Raw genomic sequence first — 16,322 nt, 5'->3', positions numbered from 1 at the left:
GCTCACCGCTGAATTCAACCAAGAGACACTGTGTGACTGCACTGACCCCACTCGATACCCTCTGGCTGACCGAAGCCGTGCGCCTGCGTGAACAACAGGCTGGCGTGCTGGATGATCAGGAAGCCAATCGCCGCGCCCGGGCCGCTGGAGGCGACCTGACTGCCCGTATTACCCATCGCGCCCTTGGGCTGGCACAGCGTGACGGCATGCTCGGCGCATTGCACCACTGGAAGCAGGGCGCGCGGTTGGCGTTGGTTGCGCTGGCGGTGTTCGCTGTCATCAGTGGCGCGGGCCTGGCCTTCGCCGCAATGGGCGACGGGCAGGCACCGGTCAATGTGTTCTGGGCACTGGGCAGTCTGCTTGGGCTTAATCTGGTGCTGCTGGCTGCGTGGGCGCTGGGCTTGATCTTCGCTGGCCGCAGCAACAGTGGGCTGGGCCGGTTATGGCTGTGGTTGAGTGAAAAGCTTGCCCGTGACGCCCAGGCTGCGCAGCTCGCCCCCGCGCTGGTTCTGCTGCTGCAACGCAAGCGCCTGAATCGCTGGGTGCTCGGCCTGGTGGTTCACAGCCTGTGGCTGCTGGCGCTGGTCAGTGCGCTGGTGGTGCTGTTGATGCTGATGGCGACCCGACGCTACGGGTTTGTCTGGGAAACCACCATTTTGAGCAGCGACACTTTTGTCAGCATGACCCAGACACTCAGTACCGTCCCGGCGTGGCTGGGCTTCAGTGTGCCGGACGAAGCCATGATTCGCGCCAGCGGCAATGGCGCTTTGAGTATCGAGAATGCGCGTCAGGCCTGGGCTGCGTGGCTGGTGGGCGTGCTGCTGGTCTACGGCATTGTGCCGCGTCTGTTGCTGGCAGCGTTCTGCCTGTGGCGCTGGAAGCAGGGGCGTGCGGGGTTGCGTCTCGATCTTGAATTGCCCGAGTACCTTGAACTGCGTGAACGATTGATGCCCAGCAGCGAGCGATTGGGCGTCAATGACGTCGAACCCGCCGCGTTGCATCAGGTTCAGCCCGGCGTAGGTGCGTCCGACAGCAATGGCGCGTTGCTGGTGGCCATCGAGCTGGATGATCAACACGTCTGGCCGCCAGAACTGCCGTCCGGCGTGGTCGATGCGGGCATTCTCGACAGCCGCGAGTCGCGACACAAGCTGCTGGAACAACTGACTCACTATCCGCCTGCGCGCATAGTGGTCGCCTGTGATCCTCGCCGTTCACCGGATCGCGGCAGTCTGGCGCTGATGGCCGAACTGGCGCGCAGCGCGGGGGCGACACGCGTCTGGCTGCTGCCCGCGCCTGCCGGGCAGGTGCTCGATCTGGAGCGTCTGGGCGACTGGCACGCCGCTCTGGATGGGTTGCAGTTGCCGCGCACCGACAGCGCGCCCTTGAACTGGCTGGAGACAGGCCATGACTGAAGCAGACAATGCCCGTGCCATCAAGCTGGCGGTGGTCGGCCACACCAACGTCGGCAAGACCTCGCTGCTGCGCACCCTGACCGGCGATGTCAGCTTCGGTGAAGTGTCTCACCGGCCCAGCACCACCCGTCATGTGGAAGGCGCGCGCCTGTCGGTGGACGGTCAGGCGCTGGTCGATCTGTACGACACGCCCGGTCTGGAAGACGCCATTGCGCTGCTCGATTATCTGGAACGCCTGGATCGTCCCGGCGAACGTCTGGATGGCCCGGCGCGACTGGCGCGTTTTCTGGAGGGCAGTGAAGCACGCCAGCGCTTTGAGCAAGAGGCCAAGGTCATGCGCCAGTTGCTCGGCTCGGACGCCGGGCTGTATGTGATCGATGCACGCGAACCGGTGCTCGCCAAGTACCGTGACGAGCTGGTGGTGCTGGCCAGTTGTGGCAAGCCGTTGCTGCCGGTGCTGAATTTCGTCAGTGCGCGCGAGCACCGCGAGCCGGAATGGCGAGAGGCACTTTCACGCCTGGGGCTGCATGCATTGGTGCGCTTCGACAGCGTCGCACCGCCGGAAGATGGCGGCCGTCGTCTGTATGAAAGCCTGGCGCTGCTGCTGGAAAGCGCGCGGCCTCGGCTTGAACGTTTGATTGAGGATCAGGAGAAACAACGTCGAGCCAGAAAACACAGCGCGGCTCGTCTCATCGCCGAACTGTTGATTGACTGTGCAGCGTGTCGGCGTAGCGTCGAGACCAGTGCCGAGCAGGAACAGCAGGCGGTGGAAGCGTTGCGCAAGGCTGTTCGTCAGCGTGAGCAGCAATGTGTCGAGGCGCTGCTCAAGCTGTACGCCTTTCGCAAGGACGACGTGTCTACCAGCGATTTGCCGTTGATGGACGGCCGTTGGGGCGATGATCTGTTCAATCCGGAAACCCTCAGGTTGATGGGCGTACGGGTTGGTGGCGGCGTGGCAGCCGGTGCGGCGGCCGGGGCAGGGGTCGATCTGATGGTCGGCGGCGTAACGCTTGGCGCGGCGGCTTTGGTCGGTGCGATTGCAGGCGGTGCCCTGTTGACGGCGCGCAGCTACGGCGGACGCTTGCTGGGCAAGTTGAAGGGCCGCAGGGAGTTGACGGTGGACGATGCAGTGTTGCGCCTGCTTGCTCTGCGACAGGGGCACTTGTTGCTGGCGTTGGGAGTGAGAGGCCATGCGGCCATTCACAGCATGGAATTGACCACGCCGCAGGACAAAACCTGGCGCAAAGGCAAAATCCCCGAGCCGCTCACCCGCGCCCGTGCCCACCCGCAATGGTCAACACTCAACCCGCACGCCAAACCGAATCAGGCTGAGCGGCAGGAAGCGATTGATCAACTGGCGGATGTGGTTTTGCAGGATTGACTGTTCCGGCGCTGAAGACCGGACGCAGAGCGTCCAGAACTGCATGCGACGCGGAGCGTCGCACGATAGTTGAGATATCGCTCCAGCGTGGGAATGCCGTGGGTGACGCTCCGCGTCACAAATCTGCGCCTTGACGCATCCTCCAGAACCCCCGCATTCAGGCGCTTTTCAGCGTGCCGTTTACCGGCGAAAACCTGCCGATTATTTTTTATTGATTGATCGTTCAATAAAAAATCTTTAGACTGGCCTCACCGTTTTGGTACAACGATCATTGCAGACACCCGGGAGAATCGCGCCAATGCCCAAGGTCGGAATGCAACCCATCCGCCGCCAACAACTGATCCAGGCCACGCTCACAGCGGTCGATCAGGTCGGTATGGGCGACGCCAGCATTGCTCTGATTGCGCGACTGGCGGGCGTGTCCAACGGCATCATCAGTCACTATTTTCAGGACAAGAACGGCCTGATTGCCGCCACCATGCGGCATCTGATGAACGCCTTGATTCTGAACGTCCGCGAACGTCGGCAGGCGCTGACCGAAGACAGCCCAAGGGCTCATCTGCAAGTGATCATCGAAGGTAACTTCGATGCCAGTCAGGTCAGCGGCCCGGCCATGAAAACCTGGCTGGCCTTCTGGGCGACCAGCATGCATCACCCTTCGCTGCACCGATTGCAGCGTATCAACGACCACCGTTTGTATTCGAACCTGTGCTGTCAGTTCCGCCGCACCTTGCCACTGGAACAGGCACGCAGCGCCGCCCGCGGGCTTGCCGCCCTGATAGACGGGCTGTGGCTGAGAGGCGCGCTGTCAGGCGATGCATTCGACACCGAGCAAGCACAACGGATTGCCTACGAATACATGGATTTTCAACTGGCGAAATCGGCTGGCTGAGAGCTTTAGAAGCCTGCCTGCCGAACGACTGCAAAACCGTGTTGCCCAATGTTTCCGGCACGCTGAAATCAGTCATCGCCCCCCCCAATTGAATTTGCGAGGACTTTATGGCCCGTTTTGAACTGCAGAAACTTTACATCGATGGCGGTTACGTCGATGCCAGCAACACTGAAACCTTCGATGCCATCAACCCGGCGAACGGCGAAGTACTGGCGCAGATCCAGCGTGCCGGCAAGGAAGACGTCGAGCGCGCAGTCGTTGCTGCTGAAAAAGGCCAGAAGATCTGGGCTGCCATGACCGCTGTCGAGCGTTCGCGCATCCTGCGTCGTGCTGTCGATATCCTGCGTGAGCGCAACGACGAACTGGCCGCGCTGGAAACGCTGGACACCGGCAAAGCCATCTCCGAAACCCGCTACGTGGACATCGTGACCGGTGCCGACGTGCTGGAATACTACGCCGGTCTTGTACCCGCCATCGAAGGTGAGCAGATTCCGCTGCGCGACTCTTCATTCGTGTACACCCGCCGCGAGCCGCTGGGTGTGGTGGCCGGTATCGGCGCCTGGAACTACCCGATCCAGATCGCACTGTGGAAATCCGCCCCGGCGCTGGCCGCGGGTAACGCGATGATCTTCAAGCCGAGTGAAGTCACTTCGCTGACCACCCTGAAGCTGGCAGAAATCTACACCGAAGCGGGCGTACCGAACGGCGTATTCAACGTGCTGACCGGCAGCGGCCGTGAAGTAGGTACCTGGATCACCGAGCACCCGCGCATCGAGAAAGTCTCCTTCACCGGCGGTACTGACACTGGCAAGAAAGTCATGGCCAGCGCCTCGAGCTCGTCGCTCAAGGAAGTGACCATGGAGCTGGGCGGCAAATCACCGCTGATCGTGTTCGACGACGCCGATCTGGACCGTGCGGCCGATATCGCGATGATGGCCAACTTTTACAGTTCCGGTCAGGTCTGCACCAACGGCACCCGCGTGTTCGTGCCGAACGCTCTGAAAGCCGAGTTCGAAGCGAAAATCCTCGAGCGTGTGAAGCGCATCCGCGCCGGCAACCCGGAAGACGAAAATATCAATTTCGGCCCGCTGGTCAGCTTCGAGCACATGGAAAGCGTGTTGGGTTATATCGCCAAGGGCAAAGAGCAGGGCGCACGCCTGTTGTGCGGCGGCGATCGCTTGACCGGTGGTGTGTTCGACAAGGGCGCTTTCGTTGCGCCAACCGTGTTCACCGACTGCACCGACGAGATGACCATCGTGCGTGAAGAAATCTTCGGCCCGGTGATGAGCATCCTCGGCTACGACACCGAAGAAGAAGTGGTGCGCCGCGCCAACGACACCGATTTCGGTCTGGCCGCAGGCATCGTGACCCGTGACCTGAACCGCGCACACCGCGTGATTCATCTGCTGGAAGCCGGTATCTGCTGGATCAACGCCTGGGGCGAGTCGGCGGCACAAATGCCGGTCGGCGGTTACAAGCAGTCGGGGGTTGGTCGTGAAAACGGTATCAGCTCGCTGGCGCAGTACACGCGGATCAAGTCGGTACAGATCGAACTGGGCGACTACGCCTCGGTTTTCTAAACACGGTTCAAGTGGCACGCGGCAAACCTCAAGCAGACGCAATCAAAAGCGGTTTGCCGCACCCCATTTTCACAAGTATCGCCTCGCTGCTTCTGCTTGCAGCCAAGGCTTGAGACTTGCAGCTCTATGAGGGAGCCTCTATGACGACTCAATCCGAATACGACTACATCATCATTGGTGCCGGCTCTGCCGGTAACACCCTGGCAGCCCGTCTCACCGAAGACGCGGGCGTCACTGTTCTGCTGCTGGAAGCCGGTGGCCCGGACTATCGTCTGGATTTCCGTACCCAGATGCCAGCCGCACTGGCATTCCCGCTACAGGGACGCCGCTATAACTGGGCCTACGAGACCGAGCCAGAGCCACACATGAACAACCGCCGCATGGAATGCGGTCGTGGTAAAGGCCTGGGCGGTTCGTCGCTGATCAACGGCATGTGCTACATCCGCGGCAACGCGATGGACTATGACGGCTGGGCCAAGGAGCCGGGTCTCGAAGACTGGAGCTACGTCGACTGCCTGCCGTACTTCCGCAAGGCCGAAACCCGCGACATCGGCCCGAATGACTACCACGGTGGTGAAGGTCCGGTCAGCGTGACCACGCCCAAGGCGGGCAACAATCCGCTGTTCCATGCGATGGTCGAGGCGGGCGTGCAAGCCGGTTTCCCGCGCACTGACGACCTCAATGGTTATCAGCAGGAAGGCTTCGGTCCGATGGACCGCACCGTGACGCCTAACGGTCGTCGTGCCAGTACCGCCCGTGGTTATCTGGACGAGGCCAAGAAGCGCTCGACCCTGACCATCGTCACTCACGCGCTGACCGATCGCATTCTGTTCGAAGGCAAGCGTGCCGTCGGCGTGGCGTACCTGGTAGGCGACAGCGACACCCGCATCCAGGCCCGTGCCCGCAAGGAAGTGCTGTTGTGTGGCGGCGCAATCGCTTCGCCGCAGATTCTCCAGCGTTCCGGTGTCGGCCCGGCCGAAGTGCTGAACAAGCTGGATATTCCGGTGGTTCATGACCTGCCGGGCGTTGGCCAGAACCTTCAGGATCACCTGGAGATGTACCTGCAGTACGCCTGCACCCAGCCGGTGTCGCTGTACCCTTCGCTGAAGTGGTGGAACCAGCCTGCCATTGGTGCCGAGTGGATGTTCCTCGGTACGGGTATCGGTGCGAGCAACCAGTTTGAAGCCGGTGGTTTCATTCGCTCCAGCGAAGCGTTTGAATGGCCGAACATTCAGTACCACTTCCTGCCGGTCGCGATTAACTACAACGGCACCAAGGGCGTTCAGGAACACGGGTTCCAGGCTCACGTCGGCTCCATGCGTTCGCCGAGCCGTGGTCGTGTGCAGGTCAAATCCAAAGACCCGCGCGAGTACCCGAGCATCCTGTTCAACTACATGTCCAGCGAGCAGGACTGGCAGGAGTTCCGTGATGGCATCCGCCTGACGCGCGAGATCATGCAGCAACCGGCTCTGGACCCGTACCGTGGCCGCGAAATCAGCCCTGGTATCGATGTGCAATCTGATGAAGCGCTGGACCAGTTCGTACGTGAGCATGCCGAAACGGCTTACCACCCGTCCTGCTCGTGCAAGATGGGCACCGACGAGATGGCCGTTGTCGACGGTCAGGGCCGTGTGCATGGCCTGCAAAGCCTGCGCGTAGTCGATGCCTCGATCATGCCGATCATCACCACGGGCAACCTGAATGCACCGACAATCATGATCGCCGAGAAAATCGCCGACAAGATCCGCGGTCGTCAGCCCCTGCCTCGCAGCACCGCCGACTACTTCGTTGCAGGCGACAAACCTGCACGTGGCAAGCCGCTGCGCGAAATCAGCCACCAGGCCTGATCTGACGATGGGCGTCCTCCCTGGACGCCTTTCGTTGTGCATGCTCCAGCGTGAATGCATTTCACGGCGGTTCCCGTCGCAAGAGGACGCGGAGCGTCCAGAACGGCATGCCAACGCGGAGCATTGGCACGATAGTTACAAGATTCTCGTTCCTCACGCTCCAGCGTGGGAATGCATTTCTCGACGCTCCGCGTCGCAATGGACGCGGAGCGTCCAGAACGGCATGCCAACGCGGAGCATGGGCACGATAGTTATAAGATTCTCGTTCCTCACGCTCCAGCGTGGGAATGCATTTCTCGACGCTCCGCGTCGCAATGGACGCGGAGCGTCCAGAACGGCATGCCAACGCGGAGCATGGGCACGATAGTTATAAGATTCTCGTTCCTCACGCTCCAGCGTGGGAATGCATTTCCCGACGCTCCGCGTCGCAATGGACGCGGAGCATTGGTACGAGCGCCAACTCGATTCAGACCCTCCTCCCGACAGACGCGAATTGCCACCATCCCTCCGCTCTGCCACAATCGCGAATGATTCTCTTTAGTTAGATCTTTCTCATCGAGGCTATTCGTGTCGTCAGTCCCAAGCACTCATAGCGAGATTGTTGGCGCGCTGTATCGCGATCATCGTGGTTGGCTGCTGGCCTGGCTCAGACGCAATGTCGCCTGTCCACAGCGTGCTCAGGATTTGAGTCAGGACACGTTCTTGCGTTTGCTCGGGCGTCAGGAATTGCTGACGCCCAGAGAACCGCGAGCTTACCTGGCAGCCGTTGCCAAGGGGCTGATGTTCGACTACTTCCGCCGCGCTGCGCTGGAGCAGGCTTATCTCGTGGAGTTGATGCAGGTTCCCGAGGCCGAGCAGCCTTCGCCGGAAGAGCAGATGCTGATTCTGGAAGATCTCAAAGCGATCGACCGTATGCTGGGCAGTCTCTCCAGCAAAGCACGGGCAGCCTTTCTGTACAGTCGCCTCGACGGGCTGAGCCACGGCGAAATTGCCGAGCGGCTGGGCGTCTCGGTTTCGCGCGTCAGGCAATACCTGGCTCAAGCCATGCGTCAGTGCTATGTGGCGCTCTACGGTGAGCCGACATGAACACCAGGCCGGTATCCGCTCATGTTCTGGACGCCGCGATCCAGTGGCAATTGAACATGGATGGCAGCAGCGGCAATGACGCTGAACTTGCTCGCTGGCTGGCCGCCGACGAAGAGCATGCCAGGGCCTGGAGCCAGTTGGGCATGGTCAATCAGCGTTTTGCCTTGCCAGCAGGTCCGGCGCGCAAGGCATTGCAGCACTCGCCTGGTGCCCAGCGGCATAGCTTGCGCAAGCTTGGCGGCGGTCTGGTCGGCGTGTTCATGGCGTTGGGGCTGGCATTATTCGTCGGCGACCGCTACCTGCCGATAGATTACTGGCTTGCCGATCAGCGCACCGCCACCGGTGAACAGCGTGACGTGCGTCTGGCGGACAACACCCTGATTCGCCTTAACACCCACAGCGCGATTGATGTGCGCTTCGATGCGCAGCAACGTCGGGTGATTCTGCAGGACGGCGAAATAATGGTGCAGACCGGCAATCATGACGATCCGCGTCCCTTCATCGTCGAAACTGCGGATGGCAAAATGCGCGCCCTGGGTACGCGCTTTCTGGTCCGTCGCGAGCCAGACGGAACACTGCTCAGCGTGCTGCAATCAGCGGTTGCCGCCAATGCGCGCAATGCGTCCGGTGAACAGGTTCTGCGCGAGGGCCAGCAGGTTCTCCTCACGCGCAATGGCCTTGGCCCGTTGCTCAGCATGCCTTCCGGCGTCGACGCCTGGACGCGCGGCATGTTGGTGGTGGACAACGCCCGGCTGGCGGACATGCTTGCTGAACTGGGTCGTTACCGTACAGGCCATCTGGGTGTCGACTCGACCGTGGCTGATCTGCGTATTACCGGCACATTCCCGCTGGCCGACACTGACCTGGCGCTCAAGGCGTTGTTGCCGACCTTGCCCGTGCAGATCGAACAGCACACCGCGTGGTGGGTCACTGTGCTGGCCAGGGATGAGCAGGCCAGCAGCAATCCGGCAAAACTCTGAAACATACCTCTTCATGCCTGCACCGGATCGCCCTGACACTTTTCCGGTTTCGAGCGGCTTAGTCTTACAAGTCATTTCGGGGGCACGCTCGGTTTTGCGTCCCTTCGCCTGTGGATAAACCATGAAAAGCCAAACCGTACGCCGCTGGTCCATCGTGCATACCTGGAGCAGCCTGATGTGCACCCTGTTTTTGTTGATGCTCGCGGTTACAGGCCTGCCGTTGATCTTTCATCATGAAATCGATCATCTGCTCGGCGACGCTCCGCATTACCGGGAGATGCCTGCCGACACGCCGCATCTGAACCTGGAGCAACTGGCCAGGGCTGCCGAAGCGCATCGCCCCGGCGAGGTGATGCAGTATTTCGGCTGGGATGACGAAGACCCCAATGGCGTGATGGCCATCACCGCGGCAACCGCAGATACCGAGCCCAACTCATCGCATACCTTCGCCCTTGATGCACGCACCGGTGAAGCGCTGGAAATGCCTTCTGCCAATGGCGGCTTCATGATGGTCATGCTGCGCCTGCACGTAGACATGTACGCCAACCTGCCCGGCAAATTGCTGCTGGCGTTCATGGGTTTGCTGTTTGTGGTGGCGATTGTTTCCGGGACCGTGTTGTATGCGCCGTTCATGCGCAAGCTGGAGTTCGGCCAGGTGCGGGTCAATAAATCCAGGCGTACGCGTTGGCTGGACCTGCACAACCTGATTGGCGTAGTCACATTGACCTGGGCGCTGGTGGTGGGCGTGACGGGGGTGATCAGTGCCTGTGCCGATCTGCTGATTGCCTCCTGGCGCAATGATGCGCTGGCCACCATGATCGCCCCTTACAAGGACGCGCCGCCATTGACCCAGCGCGCCCCGGCGACTCGATTGCTGGAAATTGCTGAATCCGCTGCGCCCGGCATGCAGGCCGATTTCATCGCTTTCCCCGGTACGCGCTTCTCCAGCGAGCATCATTACGCGGTGTTCCTCAAAGGCAACACGCACTTGACTGCGCACCTGGCCACGCCAGTGCTGATCGACGCGCAGACGCTGCAAGTCACGGCCGTGGTCGAGCGTCCCTGGTACATGGATGCATTGGGTATGTCGCAGCCTCTGCATTTCGGTGATTATGGCGGCATGCCGATGAAGATTCTCTGGGCGGTACTGGATGTGCTGACCATCATTGTGCTCGGCAGCGGGGTGTACCTGTGGTGGGTGAGACGGCGTGCCACGCGCTCGGTGAGCGTGATTCGCGCTCAGGCGGCGCAATGAGTTCCAGGCCATCGCGATTCTGGAAGACCATTGCGATACCCGCCTTGATAGCGCTGCTTATCGGCGTCGGCTTGTTCGCCGCGCTGCTGGGTGATGGCTGGTGGGATACGCTGGCGTGGCTGGGCATGGGGACGGCTGCCCTGTTGAGCATCAAGGGCTTGCTGGTGCGGCGCGGCTGATTGAAACGCTCATTGCAGGCGCGTCACAGGCTGACTAGTCTAGGATCCTGTCTCATTCGAGGAACACCCATGTCAGCGCCCACGATGACGTTGTACTTCAACGCCGCCTCGCCTTTTGCCCGCAAGGTGATGGTGATGCTTCATGAAACCGCTCAGCTCGATCGCGTCGAGTTGCAGACCACAGTGCTGACACCGATCAGCCCGTCTGCCGAGCTCAATGAAGACAACCCGGCCGGTAAACTTCCCGCGCTAAGGCTGGCTGACGGCAACGTCATTCACGACAGCCGGGTGATTCTTGATTATCTCGACCACCAGCACGTGGGCCTGCCACTGATCCCCCGGGAAGGCTCGGCACGCTGGAGGCGCCTGACCCTGGCTTCGCTGGCCGATGCGGTGTTGGATGCAGCGGTAATGATCCGCTACGAAACTGCCTTGCGTCCGCAGGAAAAACACTGGGACCAGTGGCTGGACAACCAGCAGCAGAAGATTGAACGCTCGCTGCATTACTTCGAAAGCGATGCGGTCACCGAGCTCAGCACATCCTTCGATGTCGCATCGATCAGCGTCGCCGTGGCGCTCGGTTATCTGGACTTTCGCCAGCCGGATCTGAACTGGCGCAGCACTTATCCGCGACTGGCCGCCTGGTATCTGGACGTCAGTCAACGCCCGTCGATGATCGCGACCCTGCCGCCAGTTTGAGTCAATCTGCGTCGCGCCTCACGCTCAGAACGGCGTACCCACGCGGAGCATGGGCACGATGGTGTTCTCGCGTGCGGCTATCGTTCCTCACGCTCCAGCGTGGGAATGCCGTGGGTGACGCTCTGCGTCACAGATCTGCGCCGCGCCACGCCCTCAAGATCGGACGCAGAGCGTCCAGAACGGCATGCGACGCGGAGCGTCGCACGATAGTTGGGGATGAGAGACGCCTCAGCAGTCAGGCTGGTCAGCGGTATAGCGGCGTGCCGGATTAACCGCTGCGTCGAACTCGCGCAGCGCCTTGGCGCCGATCAATAGCGGGAAGTTGAAGTGGCTGCGATCGACCAGGTTGACTTCGACCGTACGCTTCTTGTTTCCCAGGCACAGTTCCAGGTCTACAACAGGACGCTTGGCAGGGTTGATGCCTTCGTCGTCTTCGTCATCACCTTCTGCACGCCCTTTGATCTTGCTGATCCGCGACACCTTGTGCTCATACACCTTGTTGTCGGCGCCCTTGGTTGCCAGACGGAATCGCACCCAGTCATCGCCATCACGCTGGAACAGCTCGATGTCCTTGGCCGACAGCGATGCAGTCAGTGCGCCGGTGTCCATCTTGGCCTTGAAGGTCTGGTCTACGTCCAGAACCTTGATGTTCTCGTAGCGGCCATACAGCGTCGGTTCAGCAGCCATGACCGGCAGGGCCAGCAACGACAATAGCGCCAGGATCGGTTTCACGTGAGAGGTTCCTCGCAATGGTCAGCGCCTGATTGGCGCGCGTTTTTAGACAGCGAACCTGCAGTAGGTTCGCCAGCAAGAGTGTCAGGCCAGCATAAATGCCCGGACGTGAAACATTTGTAAGCACCTGTGTAATTGGCGTAAAACGCGTGGGTCTTTATTATTGCCGCCCCTGAACCTTCAAGAGTCCGCCATGCGCCGTCTGCTCACCGGCTGTTTTGTTGCTTTGCTGTTACTGATCAATACGCTGGTGTTGATAGGTCCGTTATTGGTTTTTGCCTTGCTCAAGCTGCTGTTCAGAGGCCGAATGCGCGATCGCTGTTCAGTCGCCGTTATGTGGATTGCCGAAACCTGGGCCGAGATTGATAAGGTTATCTTCGCAACCTGTGTACCGACGCAATGGGATATTCGTGGCGATGAGGGGTTGCGCAGTGATACTTCGTATCTGGTCATCAGCAATCATCAGTCGTGGGTGGATATTCCTGCGCTGGTCCAGGCACTCAACCGGCGCACACCCTTCTTCAAGTTTTTCCTGAAAAAAGAACTGATCTGGGTGCCCCTGCTGGGCCTGGCGTGGTGGGGGCTGGATTACCCGTTCATGAAGCGCTACAGCAAGGCGTTTCTGGCGAAGCACCCGGAACTGAAGGGCAAGGATCTGGAAATCACCAAGGCCGCCTGCGAGCTGTTCAAGCGTCAGCCAGTGACCATCGTCAACTATCTGGAAGGCACGCGCTTTACTCCGGGCAAACATGCGACTCAAGCATCGCCCTATACCCATCTGCTCAAGCCCAAGGCCGGTGGCGTCGCATTCGTGCTGGCTGCCATGGGTGAGCAACTGGACGCCATTCTGGATGTCACTGTGGTCTATCCGGGTTCAGGCATTCCCGGGTTCTGGGACATGCTGTGCGGACGCGTGCCCAAGGTGATCGTCGACATCAGGACTCGCGAAATGGACCCGGCACTGTGGCAGGGCGATTACGAGAACGATCCGGTGTTTCGCGAGAAAATCCAGAGCTGGGTCAACCAGCTCTGGGTGGAGAAAGATGCGCGTATTGCGGCGTTGCGGCTTGAATCAGCTGCCGGTACGCCATAACCCACTCAGGCTCTGCAACGCCGAACCGCTGGCACCTTGCTGCCCGAGGTATTGCAGAATCAGCGGGGCAAACTGGCTGACCATTGTGCTGTCCATGCCCAGTGCCTTGAAGGCGTTATTCACATCACCCATGCTCTGCACGTTGCCCAGTGCGCTGTTGAGCATCGAGTTATCGCCGGACTTGCCACCGAGCAGACTGCCCAGCCCGTTTGCGCCTCCCAGGCTGTCCAGTGCGGAGGTGCCGGACATCTGCTCCAGGCCAGGAACGGATTTGGCCAGTTGCGAGTAATCAGTGCTGGTCAGTTTATTTTTTGCCAGCCCGAGCAATGCGCCTGTTCCGCCAACGGCTTGTTCAGGGGTGACATTGAGCTGGGTGCCAAGGGTATTAAGCAGTCCTGCGACTTCAGGGGCCGCCGTGGCTTTCTGATTGCCACTCGTGGCATTGGAAACCGCATTTGCGGCGTCATTCAGATTGAAGGCAAACACCGGGCTTGCAGCCAGTGCCATCAACGTTACCAAAGCCATACCGCGTGCAGTTTTCATTGCGTCACCCTTATCAAACCTGAACCGCCCATGAGTGGGCGGTAAAGCAGACGGTTTGACTGTGATCAACAGAGGCTTGTTCCCAACGCGCTGAAGACAGGCAGTTATTTCATTTGCCTGAATCGGCTCTGGCAGACGAGGTGGGCTCCCTAGCATTTCTGCTAGCTGTGCAGCACGAGATCACACGCCCAGAATTACGGTTCTATCATCGATCGCCGCAGGTGATGTTCATGTCTTCTGCCAGCCCTGTAGTGCTCTGCACTTACCATTACGACGCAACGGATCGCTTGGCCGACTGCTCGCCTGCGGGGCAGGGCAGGACGCGGCTTTTTTATCAGAAGAGCCGCTTGGCGACGCAAATTCAGGGGCAGATACAGCACACGCTTCTGCGTACGGACGAGCATTTGCTGGCGCAACGGCGTACGCAAAACAACCAGAGCGACTGTGCTTTGCTGGCGACGGACCAACAGCAATCCGTGATTGTGGCTCAGGGTTCGGCGTTTGCTTATACGCCATACGGCCATCGTCATCCATCAGCAGGGTCGATGAGCCTGCCTGGCTACGCTGGCCAGCGAGTTGACCCGGTGACGGGGCACTATTTGCTGGGGAATGGGTATCGGGCGTTTAACCCGGTGTTGATGAGGTTCAACAGCCCGGACAGTCTGAGCCCGTTTGGTGAGGGCGGGGTGAATGCGTATGGGTACTGTGAGGCGGATCCGGTTAATCGGGTTGATCCGGGCGGACATTGGCCAACGTTTTTAGTGAAAATTTTGAAAAGAGCAAGCCGTGTGAAACAGCGTTTACTTGGTCGAAAAGGTAGCCAGGATTCTCTATCTTCCCCGTTGCTTGATCGTTCCGGGTCCACACAGGTAACTACTTCAACTAACTCGGTGAGCTCGCATACGTCTGCACCTGATGTTATCGATGGGTCACAATTTGTTGTCCCACCACCCCGCCCTCCCAAGACAGGACAGCTGAACGGCATTCCGCCGGTCCTTCCTCCCAGAAACGCGCGATCGAGTGTTATCCCACCCCAACCACCCCGTCCTCCCAAAAACATGCCACCACCACCCCTTCCTCCCAAGAACGGGCAGGCCGTTAATTCCCCATCACCCCCTCGTCGAACGATTGTGTCTATAGCAGGTGAAAAAATGGATATTCGTGAAGCCGTTAGAAAGTTGGAACAATGGATCCCGAAAGCGTGAATAATTTGCTGGCAAGGGTAAGCAGGTATCGCGTGTTGTAGTTAATTATGTTAGCTATTATAAAACGGTCGTTAAAAACTTCGACATGGCAATGGCGCGTTGCACAAGCCTGTAGACGTGCCAAGTCGATTCGGATAAAGGCCAATCACCCGGTTGGTTAGAGGTTAGGTGGGGGGCTTTTAATCATGAAGGCGATAGTAAGGTTGCAGTGCTCAAGTCGTACCCAACAACTTATGCGGATTAATTACAAATTTCTTCGTCACGTCCGCATCAAACTCCACGATGGCGGGCGCTTCGGTCTGAGCGCCGGCATGACTGTGTTCAGCGCCTTTCGGCCTGGCACCTATTAGTTCTGCTAGCTGTGCGGAAGCACGGACTCAGCCCAGACTTGCTGCCATGGCTGACTTCAAAGGAGTGAAACCATGGCTTCGTCCGGGCAATCCGTGCTCTGTGTCTACCGCTACGATCCATTGGATCGCCTGGCCGATTCTTCGGCTGCGGGGCAGGGCAGCACTCGCCTTTTTTATCAGAAGATACTCTTGGCTACGCAGATTCAGGGGCAGGTCCAGCACACGCTTATGCGCACGGATGAGCATTTGCTGGCGTGCCTGAGTGCAGAAAATAATCAGCGCGACGGCGCGTTGTTGGCGACGGATCAACAGCAGTCAGTGATTGCCGCTCAGGGGTTGGAGTTTGCCTACACGCCTTACGGACATCGTCATCCTTCAGGCCCCGCAAGCCTGCCGGGCTTTACCGGCCAGCGAGTTGACCCGGTGACGGGGCACTATTTGCTGGGGAATGGGTATCGGGCGTTTAACCCGGTGTTGATGAGGTTCAACAGCCCGGACAGTCTGAGCCCGTTTGGTGAGGGTGGGGTGAATGCGTATGGGTATTGTGAGGGGGATCCGGTTAATTGGGTTGACTTGACAGGGAGTACACCAACCTTGATGAAGGGACTTTTAAGAGCTTTTAAAATAATGAAGCCTTCCCGGCGTTTGTCTACGGATGGCGTTATTGGTAGTTCTATGTTGCGCGGTTCTGACGGGATGAACTTAAGTGCGAGTGCGCCACAGTTAAGTCGCTCTGCAGCGGTGCGACAAGTCAAGTCAGTGAGTGTGTCTGCAAAAAAATTGAATAAACAAGCAGGTCTTGACTATAGAAAATCTGCAAAAGAGTTTAAGGCCAACGATAAGCTTTATCGTCAGTATGTTGAAAGGGCTACACAGCTGAAAAAAGAGGCAAACACTGCGTTAAGTTTGTATGATGAGGATGGTCTCCCTTATGAGTATGATCTGGTTCAACAATACAAGAAATCGCAGAAAAACCTCGCTAACCCTATTCAGGATCTATCGACGCCACCCTCTTACAAATTAGCCCCTAAAATTGCTAGTGCTGAAAAAGAGTTAAGATTAATACGCCAGCAGATGTGAAAGAGCAT

Annotated in this window: 15 protein-coding genes; 13 read left to right on the top strand and 2 right to left on the bottom strand. The window is 59.2% G+C overall.

Translation table 11 applies throughout. The features are described 5' to 3' along the window. Positions 1 to 32 precede the first annotated feature (32 nt). From AO068_RS10340 to AO068_RS10295, 10 genes are all read left to right on the top strand, one after another. Positions 33 to 1,412, top strand: a complete 1,380-nt coding sequence (locus AO068_RS10340) for a DUF2868 domain-containing protein (RefSeq protein WP_058408311.1) — start codon at positions 33 to 35, stop codon at positions 1,410 to 1,412. Then, on the top strand, positions 1,405 to 2,793 hold the full coding sequence (locus AO068_RS10335) for a DUF3482 domain-containing protein (protein WP_058408310.1): 1,389 nt from the start codon (positions 1,405 to 1,407) through the stop codon (positions 2,791 to 2,793). Before AO068_RS10340 ends, AO068_RS10335 begins: the two co-directional genes overlap by 8 nt. Before the next feature lie 298 nt (positions 2,794 to 3,091). Then, positions 3,092 to 3,685 carry a transcriptional regulator BetI gene (gene betI / locus AO068_RS10330; protein ID WP_057403222.1) on the top strand — a complete coding sequence of 198 codons (594 nt, stop codon included), beginning with the start codon at positions 3,092 to 3,094 and terminating at the stop codon, positions 3,683 to 3,685. Positions 3,686 to 3,792: 107 nt separating this feature from the next. Next, positions 3,793 to 5,265: a betaine-aldehyde dehydrogenase gene (gene betB, locus AO068_RS10325; RefSeq protein WP_004654813.1), complete on the top strand. Its 1,473-nt coding sequence runs from the start codon at positions 3,793 to 3,795 to the stop codon at positions 5,263 to 5,265. 140 nt (positions 5,266 to 5,405) lie between these two features. Next, entirely contained in the window at positions 5,406 to 7,112 is a 1,707-nt protein-coding gene (gene betA, locus AO068_RS10320) for a choline dehydrogenase (protein ID WP_058408309.1), read from the top strand. 567 nt (positions 7,113 to 7,679) lie between these two features. Further along, the gene (locus AO068_RS10315) at positions 7,680 to 8,198 is read left to right on the top strand and encodes an RNA polymerase sigma factor (RefSeq protein ID WP_058401197.1); all 519 of its coding nucleotides are present in this window, start codon (positions 7,680 to 7,682) and stop codon (positions 8,196 to 8,198) included. Continuing rightward, positions 8,195 to 9,178: a FecR domain-containing protein gene (locus tag AO068_RS10310; protein ID WP_058408308.1), complete on the top strand. Its 984-nt coding sequence runs from the start codon at positions 8,195 to 8,197 to the stop codon at positions 9,176 to 9,178. The genes AO068_RS10315 and AO068_RS10310 overlap by 4 nt, the downstream gene beginning before the upstream one ends. Before the next feature lie 121 nt (positions 9,179 to 9,299). Further along, positions 9,300 to 10,433: a PepSY-associated TM helix domain-containing protein gene (locus AO068_RS10305; RefSeq protein WP_058408307.1), complete on the top strand. Its 1,134-nt coding sequence runs from the start codon at positions 9,300 to 9,302 to the stop codon at positions 10,431 to 10,433. Further along, positions 10,430 to 10,612, top strand: a complete 183-nt coding sequence (locus tag AO068_RS10300; protein ID WP_058408306.1) for a hypothetical protein — start codon at positions 10,430 to 10,432, stop codon at positions 10,610 to 10,612. Before AO068_RS10305 ends, AO068_RS10300 begins: the two co-directional genes overlap by 4 nt. A gap of 69 nt (positions 10,613 to 10,681) precedes the next feature. After that, positions 10,682 to 11,311 carry a glutathione S-transferase family protein gene (locus AO068_RS10295; RefSeq protein ID WP_058401200.1) on the top strand — a complete coding sequence of 210 codons (630 nt, stop codon included), beginning with the start codon at positions 10,682 to 10,684 and terminating at the stop codon, positions 11,309 to 11,311. A 228-nt stretch (positions 11,312 to 11,539) separates the two neighbouring features. On the opposite strand, the gene rloA2 is transcribed toward AO068_RS10295, so the two are convergent. Beyond that, complete coding sequence (gene rloA2, locus AO068_RS10290) at positions 11,540 to 12,043, bottom strand: retropepsin-like aspartic peptidase RloA2 (RefSeq protein WP_002555611.1); 504 nt, start codon at positions 12,041 to 12,043, stop codon at positions 11,540 to 11,542. Positions 12,044 to 12,236: 193 nt separating this feature from the next. On the opposite strand from rloA2, the gene AO068_RS10285 reads away from it, so the two are divergent. Next, on the top strand, positions 12,237 to 13,136 hold the full coding sequence (locus tag AO068_RS10285) for an acyltransferase (RefSeq protein ID WP_058408305.1): 900 nt from the start codon (positions 12,237 to 12,239) through the stop codon (positions 13,134 to 13,136). Here AO068_RS10285 and AO068_RS10280 read toward each other — a convergent pair. Continuing rightward, complete coding sequence (locus AO068_RS10280; protein WP_058408304.1) at positions 13,116 to 13,679, bottom strand: DUF2780 domain-containing protein; 564 nt, start codon at positions 13,677 to 13,679, stop codon at positions 13,116 to 13,118. The genes AO068_RS10285 and AO068_RS10280 overlap by 21 nt on opposite strands. A gap of 230 nt (positions 13,680 to 13,909) precedes the next feature. On the opposite strand from AO068_RS10280, the gene AO068_RS26815 reads away from it, so the two are divergent. After that, positions 13,910 to 14,884: an RHS repeat-associated core domain-containing protein gene (locus AO068_RS26815; protein ID WP_083509068.1), complete on the top strand. Its 975-nt coding sequence runs from the start codon at positions 13,910 to 13,912 to the stop codon at positions 14,882 to 14,884. A gap of 422 nt (positions 14,885 to 15,306) precedes the next feature. Then, positions 15,307 to 16,314: an RHS repeat-associated core domain-containing protein gene (locus AO068_RS10275; RefSeq protein ID WP_058408303.1), complete on the top strand. Its 1,008-nt coding sequence runs from the start codon at positions 15,307 to 15,309 to the stop codon at positions 16,312 to 16,314. Positions 16,315 to 16,322 lie beyond the last annotated feature (8 nt).

This window comes from Pseudomonas sp. ICMP 3272 (assembly GCF_001466905.1).
GTDB lineage: Bacteria > Pseudomonadota > Gammaproteobacteria > Pseudomonadales > Pseudomonadaceae > Aquipseudomonas > Aquipseudomonas amygdali.
Note: the sequence above shows the minus strand (reverse complement) of the source record. Positions and strands in the feature narration are given on the sequence as shown.

Excerpts from the sequence above, each read along its gene's own strand:
- AO068_RS10335 (WP_058408310.1), top strand. The coding sequence starts at position 1,405 with ATGACTGAAGCAGACAATGCCCGTGCCATCAAGCTGGCGGTGGTCGGC.
- betI (WP_057403222.1), top strand. The coding sequence starts at position 3,092 with ATGCCCAAGGTCGGAATGCAACCCATCCGCCGCCAACAACTGATCCAG.
- betB (WP_004654813.1), top strand. The coding sequence starts at position 3,793 with ATGGCCCGTTTTGAACTGCAGAAACTTTACATCGATGGCGGTTACGTC.
- betA (WP_058408309.1), top strand. The coding sequence starts at position 5,406 with ATGACGACTCAATCCGAATACGACTACATCATCATTGGTGCCGGCTCT.
- AO068_RS10310 (WP_058408308.1), top strand. The coding sequence starts at position 8,195 with ATGAACACCAGGCCGGTATCCGCTCATGTTCTGGACGCCGCGATCCAG.
- AO068_RS10305 (WP_058408307.1), top strand. The coding sequence starts at position 9,300 with ATGAAAAGCCAAACCGTACGCCGCTGGTCCATCGTGCATACCTGGAGC.
- AO068_RS10300 (WP_058408306.1), top strand. The coding sequence starts at position 10,430 with ATGAGTTCCAGGCCATCGCGATTCTGGAAGACCATTGCGATACCCGCC.
- AO068_RS10295 (WP_058401200.1), top strand. The coding sequence starts at position 10,682 with ATGTCAGCGCCCACGATGACGTTGTACTTCAACGCCGCCTCGCCTTTT.
- AO068_RS10285 (WP_058408305.1), top strand. The coding sequence starts at position 12,237 with ATGCGCCGTCTGCTCACCGGCTGTTTTGTTGCTTTGCTGTTACTGATC.
- AO068_RS10280 (WP_058408304.1), bottom strand. The coding sequence starts at position 13,679 with ATGAAAACTGCACGCGGTATGGCTTTGGTAACGTTGATGGCACTGGCT.
- AO068_RS26815 (WP_083509068.1), top strand. The coding sequence starts at position 13,910 with ATGTCTTCTGCCAGCCCTGTAGTGCTCTGCACTTACCATTACGACGCA.
- AO068_RS10275 (WP_058408303.1), top strand. The coding sequence starts at position 15,307 with ATGGCTTCGTCCGGGCAATCCGTGCTCTGTGTCTACCGCTACGATCCA.